The organism is Variovorax sp. 38R, assembly GCF_014843395.1.
Taxonomy (GTDB): Bacteria; Pseudomonadota; Gammaproteobacteria; order Burkholderiales; family Burkholderiaceae_C; genus Variovorax; species Variovorax paradoxus_H.
In genome coordinates this window covers 1,986,772-2,005,870 of record NZ_CP062121.1, presented here as the reverse complement: position 1 = coordinate 2,005,870, position 19,099 = coordinate 1,986,772, and the positions used below count along the sequence as shown (strand labels likewise).

At 65.9% G+C, this 19,099-nt stretch carries 16 protein-coding genes and 1 pseudogene; 12 read left to right on the top strand and 5 right to left on the bottom strand.

The genetic code is table 11. The features are described 5' to 3' along the window. Positions 1–29: 29 nt before the first annotated feature. Both ggt and IG196_RS08930 read right to left on the bottom strand, forming a co-directional pair. Positions 30–1,766 carry a gamma-glutamyltransferase gene (gene ggt, locus IG196_RS08935; protein ID WP_192195859.1) on the bottom strand — a complete coding sequence of 579 codons (1,737 nt, stop codon included), beginning with the start codon at positions 1,764–1,766 and terminating at the stop codon, positions 30–32. A gap of 59 nt (positions 1,767–1,825) precedes the next feature. Then, entirely contained in the window at positions 1,826–3,421 is a 1,596-nt protein-coding gene (locus IG196_RS08930; RefSeq protein WP_192195858.1) for a class I SAM-dependent methyltransferase, read from the bottom strand. Positions 3,422–3,566: 145 nt separating this feature from the next. Here IG196_RS08930 and IG196_RS08925 point away from each other — a divergent pair, with 145 nt between their 5' ends. After that, entirely contained in the window at positions 3,567–3,773 is a 207-nt protein-coding gene (locus tag IG196_RS08925; protein WP_192195857.1) for a hypothetical protein, read from the top strand. 39 nt (positions 3,774–3,812) lie between these two features. On the opposite strand, the gene IG196_RS08920 is transcribed toward IG196_RS08925, so the two are convergent. Beyond that, positions 3,813–4,250 carry a PPC domain-containing DNA-binding protein gene (locus tag IG196_RS08920; protein WP_192195856.1) on the bottom strand — a complete coding sequence of 146 codons (438 nt, stop codon included), beginning with the start codon at positions 4,248–4,250 and terminating at the stop codon, positions 3,813–3,815. Positions 4,251–4,321: 71 nt separating this feature from the next. Further along, on the bottom strand, positions 4,322–4,633 hold the full coding sequence (locus tag IG196_RS08915; protein ID WP_101491988.1) for a hypothetical protein: 312 nt from the start codon (positions 4,631–4,633) through the stop codon (positions 4,322–4,324). Positions 4,634–4,910: 277 nt separating this feature from the next. On the opposite strand from IG196_RS08915, the gene IG196_RS08910 reads away from it, so the two are divergent. Continuing rightward, the gene (locus IG196_RS08910; protein ID WP_192195855.1) at positions 4,911–5,621 is read left to right on the top strand and encodes a DUF899 family protein; all 711 of its coding nucleotides are present in this window, start codon (positions 4,911–4,913) and stop codon (positions 5,619–5,621) included. A gap of 6 nt (positions 5,622–5,627) precedes the next feature. Here the strand turns inward: IG196_RS08910 and IG196_RS08905 are convergent, their stop codons facing one another. After that, a complete protein-coding gene (locus tag IG196_RS08905) occupies positions 5,628–6,182 on the bottom strand; it encodes an ureidoglycolate lyase (RefSeq protein ID WP_225616986.1) in 555 nt (184 codons plus the stop codon). Positions 6,183–6,370: 188 nt separating this feature from the next. On the opposite strand from IG196_RS08905, the gene IG196_RS08900 reads away from it, so the two are divergent. The 10 genes and pseudogenes from IG196_RS08900 to IG196_RS32345 form a co-directional block, all read left to right on the top strand. Further along, entirely contained in the window at positions 6,371–7,696 is a 1,326-nt protein-coding gene (locus tag IG196_RS08900; RefSeq protein WP_192195854.1) for an MFS transporter, read from the top strand. A gap of 73 nt (positions 7,697–7,769) precedes the next feature. Continuing rightward, positions 7,770–8,477 carry a FadR/GntR family transcriptional regulator gene (locus tag IG196_RS08895; protein ID WP_192195853.1) on the top strand — a complete coding sequence of 236 codons (708 nt, stop codon included), beginning with the start codon at positions 7,770–7,772 and terminating at the stop codon, positions 8,475–8,477. A 261-nt stretch (positions 8,478–8,738) separates the two neighbouring features. Then, positions 8,739–9,572, top strand: a complete 834-nt coding sequence (locus tag IG196_RS08890) for a DUF6502 family protein (RefSeq protein WP_192195852.1) — start codon at positions 8,739–8,741, stop codon at positions 9,570–9,572. After that, positions 9,569–10,912 carry a DUF5666 domain-containing protein gene (locus tag IG196_RS08885; protein ID WP_192195851.1) on the top strand — a complete coding sequence of 448 codons (1,344 nt, stop codon included), beginning with the start codon at positions 9,569–9,571 and terminating at the stop codon, positions 10,910–10,912. The genes IG196_RS08890 and IG196_RS08885 overlap by 4 nt, the downstream gene beginning before the upstream one ends. A 378-nt stretch (positions 10,913–11,290) precedes the next feature. Next, positions 11,291–11,761 carry a hypothetical protein gene (locus tag IG196_RS08880; protein ID WP_192195850.1) on the top strand — a complete coding sequence of 157 codons (471 nt, stop codon included), beginning with the start codon at positions 11,291–11,293 and terminating at the stop codon, positions 11,759–11,761. 375 nt (positions 11,762–12,136) lie between these two features. After that, positions 12,137–13,822, top strand: coding sequence for a sensor histidine kinase (locus IG196_RS08875; RefSeq protein ID WP_192195849.1), 1,686 nt, complete (start codon positions 12,137–12,139; stop codon positions 13,820–13,822). A 34-nt stretch (positions 13,823–13,856) separates the two neighbouring features. Then, the gene (locus IG196_RS08870) at positions 13,857–14,543 is read left to right on the top strand and encodes a response regulator (protein WP_192195848.1); all 687 of its coding nucleotides are present in this window, start codon (positions 13,857–13,859) and stop codon (positions 14,541–14,543) included. Positions 14,544–15,388: 845 nt separating this feature from the next. After that, entirely contained in the window at positions 15,389–16,162 is a 774-nt protein-coding gene (locus tag IG196_RS08865; protein ID WP_192195847.1) for a response regulator transcription factor, read from the top strand. 14 nt (positions 16,163–16,176) lie between these two features. Further along, positions 16,177–16,614 carry a hypothetical protein gene (locus tag IG196_RS08860; protein WP_192195846.1) on the top strand — a complete coding sequence of 146 codons (438 nt, stop codon included), beginning with the start codon at positions 16,177–16,179 and terminating at the stop codon, positions 16,612–16,614. A 496-nt stretch (positions 16,615–17,110) separates the two neighbouring features. Then, positions 17,111–19,024 (top strand): annotated as a pseudogene (locus IG196_RS32345) (peroxidase family protein); the annotation flags it as partial. Between the last annotated feature and the right edge of the window lie 75 nt (positions 19,025–19,099).

The window sequence follows — 19,099 nt, the reverse complement described above, 5'->3', positions numbered from 1 at the left end:
GCACGACCGCCTTCAAGTGTGCCGCAGGTTCAGTACCCGGCGGCCAAGCCCGTGTTGCGGCGCGGATCGTTGGCGCCGTAGAAGCGATTCGCGCCCACCGGCTTGCCGCCCAGCGAGGGCGCGCCGACGATGATCGCCGCCAGGTGGTTGGCCGGCTGCGGCACGCCCAGGTTGTGGCCCATGTCGGTCAGGATCTTGCGCGTGTCGGGGCTGATCGCGAAGGTCTCGACGTTGGTCACGTCGGGCAGCCACTGCTGGTGGAAGCGCGGCGCATCCACCGCCTCCTGCACGTTCATGCCGTAGTCGACCACGTTCAGGATGGTGTGCAGCACGGCCGTGATGATGCGGCTGCCACCGGGCGTGCCGACCACGAACACCGGCTTGCCGTCCTTCGACACGATGGTCGGGCTCATCGAGCTCAGCGGACGCTTGCCGGGGGCGATGGCATTGGCCTCGCCCTGCACCAGGCCGTACATGTTGGGCACGCCGATCTTGGAGGTGAAGTCGTCCATCTCGTTGTTCAGCAGCACGCCCGTCTTGTCGGCCGTGACCTTGGCGCCGAACCAGTCGTTCAGCGTGTAGGTGACCGAGACGGCATTGCCCCACTTGTCGGTGATCGAGTAGTGGGTGGTGTTGCTGCCCTCATGCGGCGCCACGCCGGGCTTGATGTCCTTCGACACGCCGGCCTTCTTGGGGTCGATGGCGGCGCGGATCTTTGCGGCGTAGCCCTTGTCGAGCAGGCGGTCGAGCGGGTTCTTCACGAAGTCGGGGTCGCCGAGGTAGCTGTTGCGGTCCACGTAGGAATGGCGCATGGCTTCGATCTGGTAGTGCACCGACTCGGCCGAGCGGTAGCCCAGGTCCTTCAGCGGGTAGCCCTCGAGAATGTTGAGCATCTCGCAGATGATCACGCCGCCCGAGCTCGGCGGCGGTGCCGACACCACGCGGTAGCCGCGGTAGTCGCACTCGACCGGCGCAAGTTCGCGCGTCTTGTACTGGTCGAGGTCGGCCTGCGTGATGATGCCCTTGCCGGCCTGGCTCGACGCCACGATGGCCTTGCCGACCCAGCCCTTGTAGAAGCCGTCGGTGCCCTTGGCACTGATTTCCTTCAGCGTCTTGGCCAGGTCTTTCTGCACCAGCTTCTGGCCGACCGCGAAGGGCTCGCCCTTGTTCAGGAAGATGGCGCCGGAGACCGGGTCTTTCTTGAAGTCGTTGGTGGCGGTGAGCAGCATGTCGATGTCGCCCTGCTCCAGCGCGAAGCCCTTGTCGGCCAGCTGGACCGACGGGGCGATGAGGTCGGCGCGCTTCATCGTGCCGTACTTCTCGCGCGCGTATTCCATGCCCGACACCGAGCCCGGCACGCCGACGGCGAGGTGGCCGTTGGTGCTCAGGCCCTTGACGACGTTGCCGTCCTTGTCGAGGTACATGTTGGCCGTGGCAGCCAGCGGGGCCTTTTCGCGGAAGTCGAGAAAAGTCTTGCGGCCGTCGGCCAGCTGCACGGTCATGAAGCCGCCGCCGCCGAGGTTGCCGGCGGCCGGGTACACCACCGCCAGCGCGTAGCCCACGGCCACGGCCGCATCGACCGCGTTGCCGCCGCGCTTGAGCACATCGACGCCGACCTTGCTGGCCAGGTGCTGCGCGCTCACGACCATGCCGTGCTCGGCCGCGACCGGCGCCTGCGACGCGGCCTGCGAGCCGCCGGCCGCCGCCAAGGTGAGCGCGGCCGCGACGGCGGCGCGCAGTGTGGGGGTCCACTTGAAATGCTGCATGGAAAAGTCTCCTCTGTGCGTTGGATGAAGAATGAGGGAGGGGTGAATGGTGCGGGCCTTCAGGCCGTGAGCAGCGCCTTGCGCCGCAGACTCTGCAGCGCCTGCGCGACCTGCTCCTGCGAAAAAGCGTGGAGCGCCGACGGGTCGGTCAGCGGCTGCTCGTCCTTGAGGAAGCGCAGGCGTTCGGCGCGCACCTCGTCGAGCAGGAAAGCGGCCAGCGTCTCGTGCGTGTGCGCCCCGTCGAGCAGCGGCAGCAGGCTGCGCTCGAGCACCGAGAGCGACACCGGCTCGTGCCACTGGTTGCAGACCACGGCCGACGTTTGCGACGCGGGCACGCCGGCCAACGCGCGGCGCACGGGCGCCAGCACCTGCGGCAGCGCGGACACGGCAGACGCCGCCGGCACCGGCGTGCGCCGGATGCGCAGCGCGCCAAGAATCAGCAGCTCTTCGAGCATGGCGAGCACGATGGACTCGACCGCTTCGCGCGGCTCGCCGGTGAGGGTCACCACGGCGGCCAGCAGCGCTTCGGTCGACATCGAACACGGATAGCTCGCATCGAGCGCCTGCGCCACCGCCTTGTGCGCCGGCAGCCGCAACGTGACCTTCAGGTCGCGCAGCGCGGTGCAGGGCTGCTCGCGCGTGTCCATGGTGAGCGCATCACCGCCGTCCACGCGGAAGAGGCCGGCGAATTCCAGCGCGCGCAGGCGGGGCACCTCGAGCCGGTAGCGGATGTTCGCGGCGTTGCCCTGCTTCACCAGCAGCGTCTGGCGGAAGGTGCGGTTGACGAGAAAGTCGAGGTACTGCTCCATCATCACCTGGCTGCCGCCGCATTCGCGCAGCAGCGGGTCGCGCACCTTCTCGCCGTAGTTCTGCACGAACATGGTCGAGGGCTCGGCATCGCACAGGTAGGCCAGCCCGCGTGCCTCGGCACGGGCGACGAACTCCTTGAAATAGCAGGGCTCGTTGCAGGGCTCGAGGAACTCGTGCAGCAGGTAGTAGTTGCCGGCGTTGCGCACGATCGGCATCGTCTCTTCGAGCGTCTTCTTGAGCACGCTGTCGGCCCGGGCCGACTGCTCGAGAAACTCGAGCATGCCGCGCACGTACGAGAGCTTTTCTTCGGGCGAGTCGCGCGGGCCGCCGCGCAAAATCATCGCGTCGCGCACGATCTCGCGCGCCTTCCAGCCCGGGTACACGTTGTAGCTCACGTACACCACGCCGTTGGGCGCCAGGTTCTCGGCGCACACGCGCAGGATGGCGTCCTGCACCGGCCCCGGCACCCAGCTGTAGACGCCGTGGCAGACGATGTAGTCGAACTCGCCGAACGAGGCGTCGATGTCGGCGATGTTGAAGGTCTTGAGCTCGATGTTCGACAGCCCCGCCTGGTCGAGCGCCGCGGCGCCCTGGGCCACCTGCACGCGCGACAGGTCGACCCCGACCGCGCGCGCCTCGGGGTGGCGCACCGCGAACGGAATCAGGTTGCCGCCGGCGGCGCAGCCCAGCTCCAGCACGCGCGCGGTCTGGGGCGGCGGCGCATCGAGGCCGAACAGGAAAGCCAGGGCTTCCAGGTGCTCCACGGCCGACTGGGGAAACGGGTGCGAGTCGTAGGGCACCGCATCGTAGTAACTGGTGAGCGTGGAAGTCAGAGAGTCCGGCACGAACGTCCTTTGGGGATCGGAAGGGGCTGCGGCAGTGCTCGCAGACTATAGCCCCGTGCCCTCGCAAAAAGAAGCCGGCGCAGGTCGACCCGCCCTCCCCTGACCACGGACTCGTGCGCTTGCGCGACCTCCTTAGAATGGCCCGATGAACTGGCGCATCACTCTGTTTCCCCTGGCTTTGGTCATTGCCGGCTGCTCGTCGCCGCCCAACCAGATCGTTCCCTTCCGCGACGGTGTGCTGCGTGCCATGACCTACACCCAGGCCTCGGACTACTGCAGCGCCAAGAGCCAGGAGCCCAAGTGGCTCGGCAAGGCGCCCGCCGAATCGGGCGTGCTGTTCCAGTGCCAGTAAGCCGCTGCACCACGCAGCGCTGACGCCCGGTCCCGCAGATCAGGCGTCGATGTCGATGAGCGCCAGGCCGCTCTCGCGGTCGCAGGTCTTGCGCAGGTAACCGGGCGACTCAATCAATAGCACCTCGAGCGTCGGCTGCACGGTGGCCTGCAGCAGATGGCCGCCGATCGTGCTGCCATCGCGCCGGCCCAGCACGACATGCGCATGCACCGCGGGCTGGTCGCCGTCGAGCGCGACGTCGCCGTTGAGGGACAGCACCTCGACCTGCTCCCCGACGGGAATGCGCTCGTACTCTTTGCGCTCCCAATCGAAGTAACCCAGCACCGCCCCGCGCAGCGCGCCGATCGCGCTGAAGCGGCTGGCCGACAGGCTCTGCGCCTTCGCGAACTCTTCAAGCAGCGGAACGACCTCGTCGCCCGTGTCGAACACCAGCGCGATGGTGCGTTCCGGGCCGGCGTTGAGAACCTTGAATTTCATGGCGAGGCGTGTCCTTCCTGTCGTGTCGTGTCGTGTCGTCGAAGCGTTTCGATGAAAGCGCGCCGGGGTCGTCAGCGCGGGGAGTTCTGCTTGCAGTCTTCGGCGGTGCCCCGGCAGTCGTCCTGGCGCGAAGGCGCCTTGCCCTCGTCCGGCTTCGCGTCCTTGGTGTCCTTCGCGTCTTTGGCATCGGTCGGCGGCTTCTTCACCAGACCGGGGTCCCGGTCGGGCGGGGCCGGCTTCAGCAGCCGCGGATTGCCATGGGCGGGCGGCTTCACGATGAACTCGGGGTCGGGCTGCGCTTGCGGCGCGGGCGCCTTGTCGGTCGGCTGCGCCGCAACCGGCGCGGCAAAGAGCACCGCGATGGCGAGGCTTCCGATACACATGAATGTCGTTGGATTGCGCATGGCGTTCACCCATGGCCCGAAGGTTTCACCGAGATGGACTTGACGGTGTAGGCCTCGTTCGCCAACGGCCGCAAGTCAGCGACGCGGTGCCCGGGCATTCCGTCAGGCGGAGATGACATCGTCCGAGGCAAGCCCGCAGCTGCTGTCGTCGTTCATTGCCTTCGCGATGTGCGCTGTGGATGCTCGCGGCACAAACGCCAGAGCATGCGGCTTTCAGGCACAACCTTCAGGCACAAGGATGCACAAGGAGCCACCCATGCAAGATTCACGCATTCCGGCCGCCCTGCTTGCGGCCCAGGGCAAGACCTCTTTTCCCGGTGCCTCGGCGGCGTACGCGGCCGCCCGGCAGGCGCTGCTGGCGGAAGAAATCGAATTTCGCCGGCACATGACACGGCTGGGCGAGCAGCGCCGCGCGCTGCCGCCGGGGCCTGTCATCCAGAAAGACTACCGCTTCAAGGATGAGCAGGCCTTCGAGGTCGGCCTGGCCGATCTCTTCGGCGACAAGGACACGCTGGTCACGTACTTCTGGATGTACGGGCCGCAGCGCGAGCGCCCGTGCCCGATGTGCACCAACTGGCTTGGCGCGGTGAACGGCAACGCGGCCGACATCAAGCAGCGCGTGGCGCTGAAGATCCTCGGGCGCTCGCCGGTGGAGCGGCAGTACGCCTTCGCGCAGGAGCGCGGCTGGCACGACTTGAACTTCGTGCAGACGGTCGGCGACGACTACGCCAAGGATTTGGGCGTGCTGCTCGCGGACGGCAGCGAGTACCCGGCGCTGGTCGTGTTCAAGCGCGACGGCGAGAAGGTGCGGCTGTTCTGGGCCAGTGAGATGAGCCGCGAGATGGCCGACCCGGGGCAGGACCCGCGCGATGCGCCCGACATTGCCTCGCTGTGGTCGGTGCTCGACCTCACGCCCGACGGACGCGGCACCGACTGGTACCCCAGCTGCAATATTGAGCGCTATTGAGCGCGCTCAGTCCGCAAGACTGACGCGCACCTCACACCCCGGCGGCACAAAGATCTCGTCGCAGTTCGGCCCCACCCCGCCGCGGTCGATCACCACGAAGCTCGCCGGCTGCTGCGTGACCACCAGCGGGTGGTGCCAGACGCCGCGCGCGTAGTTCACGCCCTGCTTCCCGTCGGTGACGAAGGCGCGGATGTCTTCCACGCGCACCGCCTCGCCCGCCGGTGCCACCACCACGAGAAAGCGGCTGCCGTCCATCGGCACGAAGGCCTGGCTGCCCAGCGGGTGGCGCTCCAGCATGCCGACCTGCAACGGCATCGCATAGGGCTGCGTCTCGAAGATGTTCACCAACACGCGGCTGTCGCCGGGGCCCGGGTCCACGCGCGCCAAGTCATGAAAGCGCGTGGTCATGCCCGCGTTGATCGACATCGACCGGCTGTGCGCGCTCTCGATGACGTCGCCGAACGCGGCGAAGGCCTCGCGCGTCAGCGGCTGCGCAACGAGCGCGAGCGACGCGGGCGTGCCCGGCGCGGGGGGCAGGAAAGTGGGGCTGGCAATCGTCAACGGAAACTCCTCGGCATTTGGTCCAACTGGTACTACCAGTATCCTTGCGATGCATCCGAGCAGTCAATCGCCTGGCGTCAGGGAAATCGCTAGTGCCCAATGGCGCGTGAGGCCTTAAGGTCTCGGTCGCGTTAAATCATACCGGTAATACCAGTTAATCCACCCCATCGACGCCTTCGAGGACCGCCATGTCAACCACCACCCTTCATGCGCCGCTGCAGCCGGCCACCACCTCTGCTGCAGCGGAGAACGCGCTCTACAAGAAAGTGGCATGGCGGCTCATGCCGTTCCTGATGCTTTGCTACGTGGCCGCCTACCTGGACCGCGTGAACGTCGGCTTCGCCAAGCTGAACATGCTCAGCGACCTGCAGTTCAGCGAAACGATGTACGGGCTGGGCGCGGGGCTGTTCTTCATCGGCTACTTCTTCTTCGAAGTGCCGAGCAACCTGCTGATGCACCGCATCGGCGCCAAGGCCACCATCTCGCGCATCATGATCACGTGGAGCCTGATCTCGGCCGCGATGATGTTCGTGACCACGCCCACGCAGTTCTACGTGCTGCGCTTCCTGCTCGGGGCGGCCGAGGCCGGCTTCTACCCGGGGATGATCCTGTACCTCACCTACTGGTTTCCCTCGCACCGCCGCGCCAAGATGGTGGCGGTGTTCATGTGCGCGATTCCGGTGTCGGGCGTGCTGGGCGGGCCGCTGTCGGGCCTGATCATGGAGGCCATGCACGGCATGGGCGGGCTGCGCGGCTGGCAGTGGCTGTTCCTCGTCGAGGCGCTGCCGTCGCTGGTGATCGGCCTGCTGGTCATCGTGTACCTCGACAACAGCATCCAGGGCGCACGCTGGCTCACGGCCGAAGAAAAGGCCGTGCTCGCACGCAACATCGCCGCCGAGAACGCCACCAAGGGCGGCACCAGCCACATGACGCTGCGCGCGCTGTTCGCCGACCGCCGCATCGTGAAGATGGCGCTGATCTGCTTCTGCACGGTGATGGGCCAGTACGGCCTGACCTTCTGGCTGCCCACGCTGGTGCGCCAGTCGGGCGTGTCGGGCGCGTTCAACATCGGCCTGCTCACGGCCATTCCGTTTGCCGTGGCCATCGTCTCGATGCTGCTGGTGAGCCGCAGCTCCGACCGCATGCGCGAACGCCGCTGGCACCTGATCGTGCCTTTCTGCTGCGGCGCGCTGGGCCTCACGCTGAGCGCGATCTTCAGCAACAACGTGTACCTGTCGCTGGCCGCACTGGCCCTGGCCGCAGGCGGCAGCCTGGCGACGTCGCCGCTGTTCTGGAGCCTGCCGACGGCCATCCTGTCGAGCGCGGGCGCAGCAGCCGGCATTGCGCTCATCAACTCGTTTGCCAACCTGGCGGGCTTCGTGAGCCCCTACATGATCGGCCTGATCAAGGACGCCACGAAGAGCACCGACATCGCCCTGTTCGTGCTGGCCGGCGTGCTGCTGTTCGGCGCTTTCCTCACCTACACGGTGCCGGCGAAGCTGGTCAACAAGTAGGGAAGGCCCGGGGTGCGGCCACAGTAAGATTTCCAGCTCCCGCCACTGCCGCACTCCGAACCGAAAACCGCCCATGCTCGCCTCCCCCGCCGTTGCCGCCACTGCCGCCCGCCTCATCCAGCAGCGGATTGCGGACGGCACCTACGTGGCCGGCGGGCTGCTGCCTTCACAGCGCGACCTGGCCGAGCAGCTCGGCATCAGCCGCACCTCGCTGCGCGAGGCGCTGTCGACGCTGCAGGGCACGGGCCTCGTCATTCCGCGTCCCGGCAAGGGCATGTACGTGGCCGAAGACGGCGGACAGGCGGCACCCGCGGCCTCCCCGGCCTGGAAGTTCGCCACCTCGCATTCGCTGCAGGACGTCTACCAGCTGCGCTTCGCGGTCGAGAACTTCACCGCGCGGCTGGCCTGCCTGGTCATCGAGGCGGACGACCTGGCCGCGCTGCGCGCCAATGCACAGGCGATGCGCACGTGCATCGACGCCGGCGATTTCACGCAGGCCACGCAGCTCGACTTCGACTTCCACATGCAGATCATCGGCATCGCGGGCAACCAGGCCATCGCCGAGATCCTGCGCAACAGCGCCGAAGTGATGCAGGAGAGCCAGCGCCTGCCCTTCTACAAGCGCGGCGCGCGCCATGCCACCTACGACGAGCACATGGCGATCATCGAAGCGCTCGCGCAAGGCAACCCGGCGCTGGCGCAGCAGGCGATGACGCAGCACATCGTGCAGGCCGCGCAGCGCGCGGGCGTGCACTTTCCGACCGGGCTCGAAGCGGCCTGACGCTCAGGCCCGCGCATCGACACGCTCGCTGCCGGCATCGACATAGACAGCCTGGCCAGTCGATCAGCCGATCGGCACCCGCATCACCGGCCGGACGGCCGCCCAGTGCCTGAACAATGAAACTTTGGCCCACTGGCCGACAAACCGTGGTCCAAAGCTTTCACTCCAGCGCAGTGCGCAGGACAATGCGGCGTTGATGGTGGTCGGAGGCGCCGCCTCCGATCCTGTCGGCATTGCACTTTCAGGACTACACGTCGCGTCATGGAACAACGGCTGGACTGGGCCCTCGCGGCCTGCTCACGCATCCTCAGACCCGTGGTCAGGCTCGCCCTCGCGATGGGGGTCAAGCATCCCCACCTGGAGGAGTTGCTGCGCGACCTGCTGATCGAGGAAGCGCAGCACTCCTGGCGTACGCAGGGCGTTCCCAAGCCCAATCTGAGCCAACTGTCGGTCACCACGGGCCTGAACCGCAAGGCGGTGACCGCCAAGGTCCGCGCCACCGTCGATCCCCTGCCACACACCGAGCTGTCGGCCGCGGCCAAGACGTTCACGCTGTGGCTGCAGATGCTGACCGAAGACGCTTCGTTCCGGCGCCTGCCCGTCACGGCGGGCCACACGGCAGCGTCCTTCGAGGCGGTCGCGCGCCTGAGCAGCCGCGGCAACGTTCACCACCGCACCATCCTCGATGAACTGATCCGGTTGAACATGGTGACCGAAAACGAAGGCGTGGCCGAACTCACCACCGATGGTTTCGTGCCCGTGGAAGACCTGCAATCCATGCTGGCTTTTCTGGGCGACAACGGACGGGACCACCTGCTGGCGGCCGTGTCCAACACGCTGGGCGAGCAGCCCCGCATGCTCGAGCGCGCGGTGTACGCGCGCGGGCTGTCGCTGCACGATTGCGAACAGATCCATCGCCTGGTGCGCGAACGCTGGTCCGCCCTGCACCACGAGCTCGCGCAGGAAATGGCGCAGGCGGTCGACCGCGCGTCAGCCCGTGCCAAAGGGCGAATCCGGGTCGGCATCTACACGTACTACGAAGACGAGGGCACACCGCCCCCGCCCACGTCCTCTGAAAGTGAGCGCACATCATGAGCACGATGAAGACACCTCGCCGGCTCATGCTCGGCTTGCTATCGGCCGGCCTCATGGCCCTGTTGATGTCCTGCGGAGGCGGCGGTGGTGGCTCGGCATCGAACCTGGGCCTGGGTACGGGCACCGCGATCGGTGACGGCCCGAGCGGCACGGGCACGGGCTCAGGCGGGGATTCAACCGGGTCCGGTACGGGCACGGGCACAGGCGGCTCTGGCGACACCGCCAGCAACGGCAACACCGACGGCTCCGGTGTCGGCTCGGGCGGCACCGGCGTCACTGCGGACGCGGCTGGCATCGGCGCGGCGGACGGCTTGGGCAGCATCATCCTGAACGGCCTGCGCTACGACACAGACACGGCCACGATCACCATCGAGGACGCCACCGCACTCCAGATCGGCATGAGCGCACGGGTCGCCGGCAAGGTCGACCCCGACTTCACGCGCGGCATTGCGACGCAGGTCGTGTCGGCCGCCGAACTGCGCGGGGCCGTCTCGCGCATCGATGTGGGAACCGGCAGCTTTGTCGTGATGGGCATCAGCGTGAGCATCGATGCGGCCACGGTCTGGGCCGACGCGAACGGGCTCGCCAGCGTGGTCGATGGCAGCCTCATTCAGGTGTGGGGCCTGCCCGGTGCGCCGGGCACGCTGCGCGCCACCCGCGTGCAGACTGCCCCCACGCTGACCGCCCCGCTGGTCACGGGCGCCATCCAGAACCTCGATGCGACGAACCGGACCTTCATGCTCGGCCAGCTGACGGTCAGCTATGGCGGCGCCAGCTTCGCGGGCATCGACGCCTCGTCGCTGGCCAACGGCGTCATCGTGCGCGCCCGTGGCACCGCCGCACCGCTCGGCAGCGCGTTCACGGCGACCAAGGTGGAGGGGTGGTACGCGATCCCTGTGAGCAACGGCATCGCACTGCAGCTCGCGGGGGTCATCACCGATTTCGCCTCGCGCGGCGCCTTCGAGGTGCTGGGCACGCCGGTGGACGCCACCAACGCACAGATCACGGGCGGCCCCGTCGGTTCGCTCGGCAACGGCGTGAAGGTCGAGGTCGACGGCTTCATGTCCGGCGGGGTGCTGGTCGTCAAGAAGCTGCGCATCCGCCATGTGCCGGGCACGGGCGGGCCGGCATCGTTCACGCTCATTGGTGCCATCGGCAGCTACCAGTCGCCCGCCTACTTCCGGGTCCAGGGCCAGCCGGTGGACGCCAGCGGACCGGGTACCGTGTTCGAGAACGGCACCGCCGCGAACCTGGCCAACGGCCAGCGCGTGACCGTCGTGGGAGACCGGGTGCTCGACGGCGTTCTGATCGCCCAACGGGTGACATTCACCACCCCTTGACCTGAGGTCGCAGCGCAGCGCCCTGCCGCTATCCGGTCGCATCGCCCGCCCCTCCCGGCGGCAGGCGAAGCCGGGACGTTCCCATTCAGTTCGACATCGCCGCACCGCGGCGGGTCTGCGCGCACGCGGGCCAGATAACACCTTCGGCCATCTGTCTCCAAATCCGTGGCGAAAGTACGAAAAAGGGACTAAAGTGAAAAAATCACATTTTTTACATTGGTGGCTTCCGTGTCTGTCCCAGCGAGTTCAGTGCGACCGTTGCTCCCCCTTGGCATCGCAGGCCCACGCCTGACGGATGCCACCCCTTGCGGGGCTGCGCATCGGATGCCTGTTCGCTGCCGGGCCAGCCGGCGCTGCTGACACTCCGAGGAGCACCGCATGCCGCTCGTCCTTCTTCTTCGGCTTCTGAACAAGCGTTTTCCGGTCATGCTCACTGCGGAAGCAGACATCCGGCATGCATCGGTGCTGGTCGCGACCGGACTCATCGAAGCCGAGTTCCATGTCGACAACTTCGGTTACCAGCGGTACGAAAGCGCCCAGGTCTTCGCCATCACGGACGAGGGGCATGCGGAGGCCGCCGCGCTCTGCGGCGGCGGCACTTCGGTTCATGAAGAGCGCCCCCAATGGAGCGTCATGCCGCTCGATTACCTGCGCAGGATCGGCAACTCGACCTTTCCCCTCCACACCGAGGACCCGTCGGAGATCAACTCCGTGGCGGTCCTTGAAGCGGCCGGCATGGTGGAGGCCACCCTCCCCCCCATCTGCCGCGCACGGCAGAAGCTGCGCCAAGCCACCGTCTTGCGGGTCACGCCCCTGGGACGGACGGCACTGGTGCCACGGCGAACCTGAATCCGAGCCCGGGTCGCTCGGCGTGCCAGACCTGGCGCGCTGATGGATTTCTGCGTCCGGCGCACACGCCCATCGCCCCCTCGCATCCCCTCCCCCACACCTCCATGAAACGGGTACCCGTTTGCCCTGCAGCAGCCCTTGGCCGAGGCGAGCGCTCCTCGTGCAGCGATGAAAAAAGCCTGTCGGCGACGCAACTGCAACCAGGCGCAACAGACGTCACAGATCACTCACAAGGTTCCTTTCGAAAACCAAAGCAGTAATGTGAAACCTTCACATACACCACGTCATTCGCCAGAAGAAATGAACGCCACGCTGTTACAGCTGAGTTTCGGGCCCTGCGGCGCATGAATCGGTCCATGCGAAGGAAGCCATTTCATGCGCGCCCCCGTCTCTGCCCCAAGCCTCGACAGCAGCCTGTCGACGGATGCCCTCATGGCCGCCCGGATGCGGCTCGTGCTGTCGATTTCGGCCGTGCTGGCCATGGCGGTCGATGCGGGTCCGGCCCGGCAACCGGTGGCGAGCGCGGTCTGGCTGGCCTTTTGCGGGTACCTCCTGCATAGCGTGCTGGTGCACGCCTGCACGCAGGGGGGCTGGCGTCATGTGCAGGGCAAGGCCGTCCACTGGTCCGACGTGATGTGGTTCACGCTGATCGTCTTCGTGTCGGGCGGCGTGCACAGCCTGTTCTTCCTGTTCTACTTCTTCGCCATCCTGACCTCCTCGTTCCGCTGGGGCTTCGAGGAAGGCGCCCGCGTCACGGTCGTCTCGGTCGCGTCGTTCGCCGCCTGCGGGCTCGGCACGAGCACGGGTGACGACGCCCCGCAGCTGCTGATGCGCACGACCTTCCTGCTGGCACTGGGGCACATGATCGTGCACTGGGGCGGCTCCAAGCTCATCCTGCAGCGGCGCCTGGCCCTCCTGGGCGACATCAGCCAGCTGTCGAACCCGCGCTTCGGCGCGGGCCGCACCATCGCCCGCACGATGGAAAAGACGCTGGCCTTCTTCAGGGCCAGCCATTGCATCCTCATGATGCGCGACACCGCCACCGGCAACTGGACCCTGCGCACGCTGCGCAAGGACGACACGTGCGAGCACGTCGGTGTCGAGACACTCGGAGGCATCGCCGAGTCGCCGCTGATGGCGCTGGAGCATCCGCACACCGTGCTGAGCAACCGCCTGCCTTGGCCTTTGAATCTGCTTTTTGCACGCAGCCACATGCACGGCCCCGGCACGACCGGCTGGCGCCCCGAGGGCCGCGACGGCGCCAGGCGCAGTGCCGCGGTGGCCGCCATGCTCGAGGCCCGCGCGTTCATCAGCGCCGCGCTGCCATTGCGCCTGGGCGAGGGGCGCGTGTTCATCTCGTCGCGCAACGGCCACTTCAGCAAGTCCGATGCGCTGTTTCTCGCGCACCTCATGGAACAGATCTTCCCGGTCATCGAGACCATCGAGGTGCTCGACCGCATGGCCTCCGAAGCGGCCGCGACCGAGCGCCTGAAGATCTCGCTGGACCTGCACGACACGGCCGTGCAGCCCTACATCGGGCTGCGCATGGGCTTGTGCGCCCTGCGCAAGAAGGCCGCCGCAGACAACCCTCTGCTCGAAGACCTCGACAAGCTCGCCGAGGTGGCGAACGGCGTGATCGCCGACCTGCGGCGCTTTGCGGGCACGGTCAAGGACGGCGCAGAGAGTTCGTGCGGGCTCGTGCTGCCCCAGCTGTACCGCCAGGCCGCCCGCATCCAGGGCATCTACGGCATCGAGATTTCGGTGAACGTCGAAGGCCAGATGCGCCTTGACGACCGGATGACCGCGGAGGTCCTGCAGATGGTGGGCGAAGGCCTCAACAACATCTGCAAGCACACGCAGGCGCGGCACGGCAGCGTGCGCATCGGCTGCCGGAACGGCTGCTTGCACCTGCGCATCGAGAACGAAGGCGGCGAAGACGAGAACTTCGCGGATTTCCGGCCCCGCTCCCTCAGCGACCGCGCCGCGGCGCTCGGAGGCCGCGCGCAGGTCAGCCGGTGCAGGGGCGGCGGCACCGAGGTGCTGATCGAAATCCCCATCTGAGAAAAAAGCACGACGACACCCCGAGGAGCTCCTCATGCAAACCGAAGCCCATCCCATCGGCGTCCTGCTGGTGGACGATCACCAGACCATGCTGTGGGGACTGTCCCGGCTCATCGACGGCGAACAGCCGCGCATGAAAGTCGTCGGCACTGCCAGTTGCTGCGAAGAAGCTGTGGCGCACACGCAGAGCCTGGTCCCCGACGTCATCGTACTCGACCTCGACCTGGACGGCCAATGCGCGCTCAACATCCTGCCGCAGCTGCTGTCGAACGAGGTGTCGCGCGTCGTCGTGCTGACCGGCGAACGCGAGCAGCGCACCCTGGACCTCGCGGTGCTGCGCGGCGCGCGCGGCGTGATGCGCAAGGACGCCTCGGCTGAGCAGGTGCTCGATGCGATCGAGCGCGTGCACCACGGCGAGCTCTGCGTCGACGCCCAGACCATGGGCCGGGTTCTCTCGGAACTCACCTCGGTGAAAAAGCCGCCGAAAGCTGACCCCGAGTCTGCAAAGCAGGCCAGCCTGACCCAGAAGGAACGCGACATCGTCCGCACCGTGGTGCACGGCAGCGGCGCCTCCAACAAGACCCTGGCCGGGCAGACCTTCGTCACCGAACACACGCTGCGCAACCATCTCACATCGATCTACCAGAAGCTCGGCGTGACGAACCGGCTCGAGCTGTACATCTACGCCGTCAAGCACCGCCTCGACGCGATGGCGCACTGACACGCGCCAAGCCCGCGCCCTGGGGGTACTCACTGCGGGCCGACCAACGCCGGCTTGCCCCTTCGGGATCAACCAATTCCCCGTTTTTCCAATCTCCAATTACGGCGATCCGGTGGCGTGCGGGAGCGCACCGGTGTGGCAGAGGGGAAAAGACCCGGCACCGCATCTCGTGTAATTTCAGAAACAAATTGATCCCAATTGAATTGAAGAATCAAAACCAAAAAAGCCCGCCGGGAAAATGGATGCAAATTAATTAATTCAGCCAGCAATATCAAGTTAAGAAGTTGGATTTCTTGACTAAAATCAAATAATTTCCATTATTTCAAATGGTTTTTCGAATATCTTCAATTTTTCGAATGTGAAAATATTCCACTTGCCGCGCATTCGGTATTTGATTAATTTCATTTTCTTCAAAATTCCCCATGATAAATTCAAACATTCCGCCTTCAGGCCGGAATTGCTCGCATGGCTGATAATGCGTCGATTTTTTTCCTCACCCTCGAAAACAGGGCAATTGGGTATATCGAACGTCATGGTTCAGGTAGTTCCATTTTGAAACACTCATGTCTTTCCACAAACAGGAGCAAAAGACCCGCGCAACCTCTGTGCCAACTTCATAGGATTGCGTGAGCCTCGGTCCGAATTGAATTTCAATTAAAACTCAAAGAAAAACATCCAGTTCGGCATTTGCCTCTCATTTTCTTTTGAAAAATGTATGAAACCCCACACTGCCTCGCCGCCGATTGGGGGAGTGGCCCCGGAGCCCTCGCCGGACGACCTTTTCGTCTGCCCGCCCGCGCCCGAAACGACCGGCCTGCGTCACTCACGCCAACCGGGGAAAGAACATGCTTGACCACAGGCTCATCAGCTCGGGCGAAAAGGCCTCCGCCGGCATCTGCGCGCCCGCCGCGAGGCTGTGGCCGGACTTCCTGATCGGCCAGGAAAAATCGCCGGTGCGCGTGCTGCTCATCGACGACGACGAGTACATGCGCCGGGTGATCGCCCAGGAGCTGTTGTCGGACCTGCGCATCCAACTCGAGGGCCAGGCTGACAGCGTTCGCGAGGGGCGCAGGCTGCTGGCCACGCACACGTTCGATGTGCTGATGCTCGAATTGCAGCTGGGTGACGAGATGGGCTTCGAGCTGATCACCGAGGCACGCCGTCTGCACCGCAGCAGCGAGGTCATCGTGATCTCTTCGCTCGAGGACGATGCCCACGTGCTGCGCGCCTTCGAACTGGGCGCGATGGGGTACCTCCTGAAGAACGCCTGGTTGCAAAGCTTCGCCGATGCCGTGCTGCACGTGGTGAACGGCGGCGCCGCGATCACGCCTCGACTCACGCGGCGCCTGCTGCATCGCCTGGACTACCACCCCCGCGCACCGGCCGCCGACCCGGCGTCACCGCCGCCGAGACCGCCGTCGCGCGACATGACGCTGACACCGCGCGAGAGCGAGGTCCTGCGTTGCGTGGCCTCGGGCTACGTCTCCGCGGAGATCGGCGCCAAGCTCGGCATCACCGGCCAGACAGTCAACGTGCACATCAAGAGCATCTACAAGAAGCTGCATGTGCATTCGCGCGCCCAGGCGGTGAACTTCGCCGTTCACACGGGCCTGATCTGAGAGGCTGCGACCCCATGACCCCGATCGATTTCCCCGACCGTCCTCGCCGCGCTCTCGACAAGCGGCCCTTCGTTCAGGCACTGCTTGTCGCGGCCTGTGCAACGCAGGGCTTGTGCGCGAACCTGGCGATCGCGTCGGAAGCCGCGTCTGCAGCCGATGCTGCGCAAGAGAACCCCGATGGCGGCGTTCCAGACGGAGAAGTCGCAAATGACGCGGCCGTGGTGACGGCCTCTCCCGACGCGCCGACGGCTTCAGGAAGCGGTGACCCGGACCGTCCCGGCTCAGCCGTCTACAGCCCCTTCGCGAGCCCGCAACACGGCAATGAAAGCCCTCCCCCTTCCGCTCCGGTGTCCCCCAAAAACAATGGGGCAGATGCGGAAATGGCGCTGGTCGCCCTGATTGCGGCCGGTGTCGCGGCGTTTGCAGTTTTTTTTTGGCTCGGACGCTCCTAGTCAGGCGCCAGTCAGTTAATTTGTATGTGAGAAAGTTGCATTTCTGAAGATGGACTCTCATAATTAGCACCTTCGTTTACGAAGACAACCAATCGACCACCGGTTGCCGACCGCTTATCAGCGGCAACGACTCTCGGCGTGCCGACCCAGATTCTTGTTACCAAGATCAATGGTGGGGGTATCGCATGAACAAGTGTCGAATCAAGGTCCGCCTGAGATGCGGGCCTCATCTCCCTGTCGGAATTGCGTCCAGCCGACTTCGCGCAATGCATGTCCTCGACACCGCCCCGTTGCGGTGCCTGAGTGGCCGACGACGAACGTAACAGTTCCTCAGGCGTGACCGCCACCAAGTCACGCACTGCCCCAATCCCTCGCAAAACCCGCGGCTGGTAATTCCAGGCGCGCGGTCACTCCTGAGCCACGCTACATGAGCCTTTTTGCCATGTAGGCGGGATCGGGGCTGCATTGAAAGTCGTTCGTCTTGAGGAGAATAGAAATGGCCACGCTGATCAGATCCGATCTCGAATTCATTCTTCAACAAATTCTCATTGCGGAAGCACAAGCCGCGGGCGCGGACCCCGCGAGCCTGGTCCCGAACACCTTTGCGCCCTTCGGCCTGAGGACGGTCGACGGGTCGTACAACAACCTGATGCCGGGCCAGACCGACTACGGCTCGGCCGACAACCCGTTTCCCCAGCTGGTGCCGCAGACCTACAGCAACGAGCAGGACGACGCCTTCGCGGGGATCACCAACACCGACTACGGCAGCGCCGGGAATGTGGTCGATGCCGACCCGCGGCTGATCAGCAACCTGGTCGCCGACATGACCAGCAACAACCCCGCGGCAGTGAGCGCCTTCGTGGCCGCGGGCCTCGGAACGCTCGACGGGGCCGGCGTCCTGTACGACCTGCAGGGCGTCGTCATTCCCCCCGGCACGCTGCTGGAGGTTCCGAACGTCACGCCCGACGAAGGCCTCTCGGCGCCCTTCAACTCATGGTTCACCTTCTTCGGCCAGTTCTTCGACCACGGCCTCGACCTGGTCAACAAGAGCAGCACCGAGATGATCTTCATGCCGCTGCAGCCGGACGACCCATTGTTCAGTACGGCCCCAGGCGCCCCGAATTTCATGATCCTGTCGCGCGCCATACGCGACGAGAACGGCGACCAGACCAACCAGACGACGCCCTTCGTCGACCAGAACCAGACCTACACCTCGCATCCTTCGCACCAGGTGTTCCTGCGCGAGTACGCGCTCGACGCCAACGGCCATCCGGTGGCCACGGGCAGTCTCCTGGACGGCACGGACGGCGGCCTCGCCAACTGGGCCCAGGTCAAGGCGCAGGCGCTGATGCTCGGCATCCAGCTCGACGATGCCGACGTGCTGGACCTGCCCCTGCTGGCAACGGACCAGTTCGGCAAGTTCATTCCTGACCCGGTGACCGGCTTCGCGCAGATCGTGCTGCGAGCCGCCGACGTCGGCGGGCCGCTGGACCTGGACGGCAACGGGCTGGCCTCGGGCACGCCCGGCGCGCCCATCGACGCGAGCGTGGGCGTTCGCACAGGCCACGCCTTCCTCAACGACATCGCGCATGCCGCGGCGCCTGTGTTCGTGGGCGGCGTGCTGGCGCCGGACAGCGACTCGGCTGTCGGCCTCTCGGAACCCGGCACCTATGACGACGAACTGCTCGATCGCCACTTCATCACCGGCGACGGTCGCGGCAACGAGAACATCGCCCTGACCTCCGTCCACCACGTCTTCCACTCCGAGCACAACCGGCAGGCGGAAGAGATCAAGGCGACAGTGCTGGCAAGCGGCGACGCCGCGTTCATTGCCTCGTGGCAGCTGCCCGACGGCTCGTGGAACGGTGAGCGCATCTTCCAGGCCGCGCGCTTCGCGACGGAGATGCAGTACCAGCACCTGGTGTTCGAAGAGTTCGCACGCAAGATGCAGCCGAACGTCGATGCCTTCCTGGCCGAAACCAACTACCAGACGACGATCAACCCGGCGATCGTCGCCGAGTTTGCGCATGCCGTCTTCCGCGTCGGCCACACGATGCTGACCGAGACCGTGGACCGGCTGGACCCCAATTTCCTGTCGAGCGATCTCGCGCTCGTCGATGCCTTCCTCAACCCGCTCGGGTTCAACAACGACGGTGCATTGACACCGGAGGAAGCGGCTGGCGCCATCGTGCGCGGCATGACCCGGCAGGTGGGCAACGAGATCGACGAGTTCGTCACCGACGCGGTGCGCAACCAGCTCCTGGGCCTGCCGCTGGACCTCGCTGCCATCAACATCGCGCGCGGCCGGGACACCGGCATTCCGACGCTCAATGAAGCACGCCGGGAGTTCTACGCCTCGACCGCCGACCCACAGCTGCGGCCCTACACGAGCTGGGTCGATCTCACCCAGCACCTCAAGCACGAGGCCTCCGTCCTCAACTTCATTGCGGCGTACGGCACGCATGCCGCGCTGACAGCCGTCGAC

What these genes read in the sequence shown, in the direction of transcription:
- ggt (WP_192195859.1), bottom strand. Translation starts at nt 1,766, where the DNA reads ATGCAGCATTTCAAGTGGACCCCCACACTGCGCGCCGCCGTCGCGGCC.
- IG196_RS08925 (WP_192195857.1), top strand. Translation starts at nt 3,567, where the DNA reads ATGAACTGGCGCATCACTCTGTTTCCCCTGGCTTTGGTCATTGCCGGC.
- IG196_RS08920 (WP_192195856.1), bottom strand. Translation starts at nt 4,250, where the DNA reads ATGAAATTCAAGGTTCTCAACGCCGGCCCGGAACGCACCATCGCGCTG.
- IG196_RS08915 (WP_101491988.1), bottom strand. Translation starts at nt 4,633, where the DNA reads ATGTGTATCGGAAGCCTCGCCATCGCGGTGCTCTTTGCCGCGCCGGTT.
- IG196_RS08910 (WP_192195855.1), top strand. Translation starts at nt 4,911, where the DNA reads ATGCAAGATTCACGCATTCCGGCCGCCCTGCTTGCGGCCCAGGGCAAG.
- IG196_RS08900 (WP_192195854.1), top strand. Translation starts at nt 6,371, where the DNA reads ATGTCAACCACCACCCTTCATGCGCCGCTGCAGCCGGCCACCACCTCT.
- IG196_RS08895 (WP_192195853.1), top strand. Translation starts at nt 7,770, where the DNA reads ATGCTCGCCTCCCCCGCCGTTGCCGCCACTGCCGCCCGCCTCATCCAG.
- IG196_RS08890 (WP_192195852.1), top strand. Translation starts at nt 8,739, where the DNA reads ATGGAACAACGGCTGGACTGGGCCCTCGCGGCCTGCTCACGCATCCTC.
- IG196_RS08885 (WP_192195851.1), top strand. Translation starts at nt 9,569, where the DNA reads ATGAGCACGATGAAGACACCTCGCCGGCTCATGCTCGGCTTGCTATCG.
- IG196_RS08880 (WP_192195850.1), top strand. Translation starts at nt 11,291, where the DNA reads ATGCCGCTCGTCCTTCTTCTTCGGCTTCTGAACAAGCGTTTTCCGGTC.
- IG196_RS08875 (WP_192195849.1), top strand. Translation starts at nt 12,137, where the DNA reads ATGCGCGCCCCCGTCTCTGCCCCAAGCCTCGACAGCAGCCTGTCGACG.
- IG196_RS08870 (WP_192195848.1), top strand. Translation starts at nt 13,857, where the DNA reads ATGCAAACCGAAGCCCATCCCATCGGCGTCCTGCTGGTGGACGATCAC.
- IG196_RS08865 (WP_192195847.1), top strand. Translation starts at nt 15,389, where the DNA reads ATGCTTGACCACAGGCTCATCAGCTCGGGCGAAAAGGCCTCCGCCGGC.
- IG196_RS08860 (WP_192195846.1), top strand. Translation starts at nt 16,177, where the DNA reads ATGACCCCGATCGATTTCCCCGACCGTCCTCGCCGCGCTCTCGACAAG.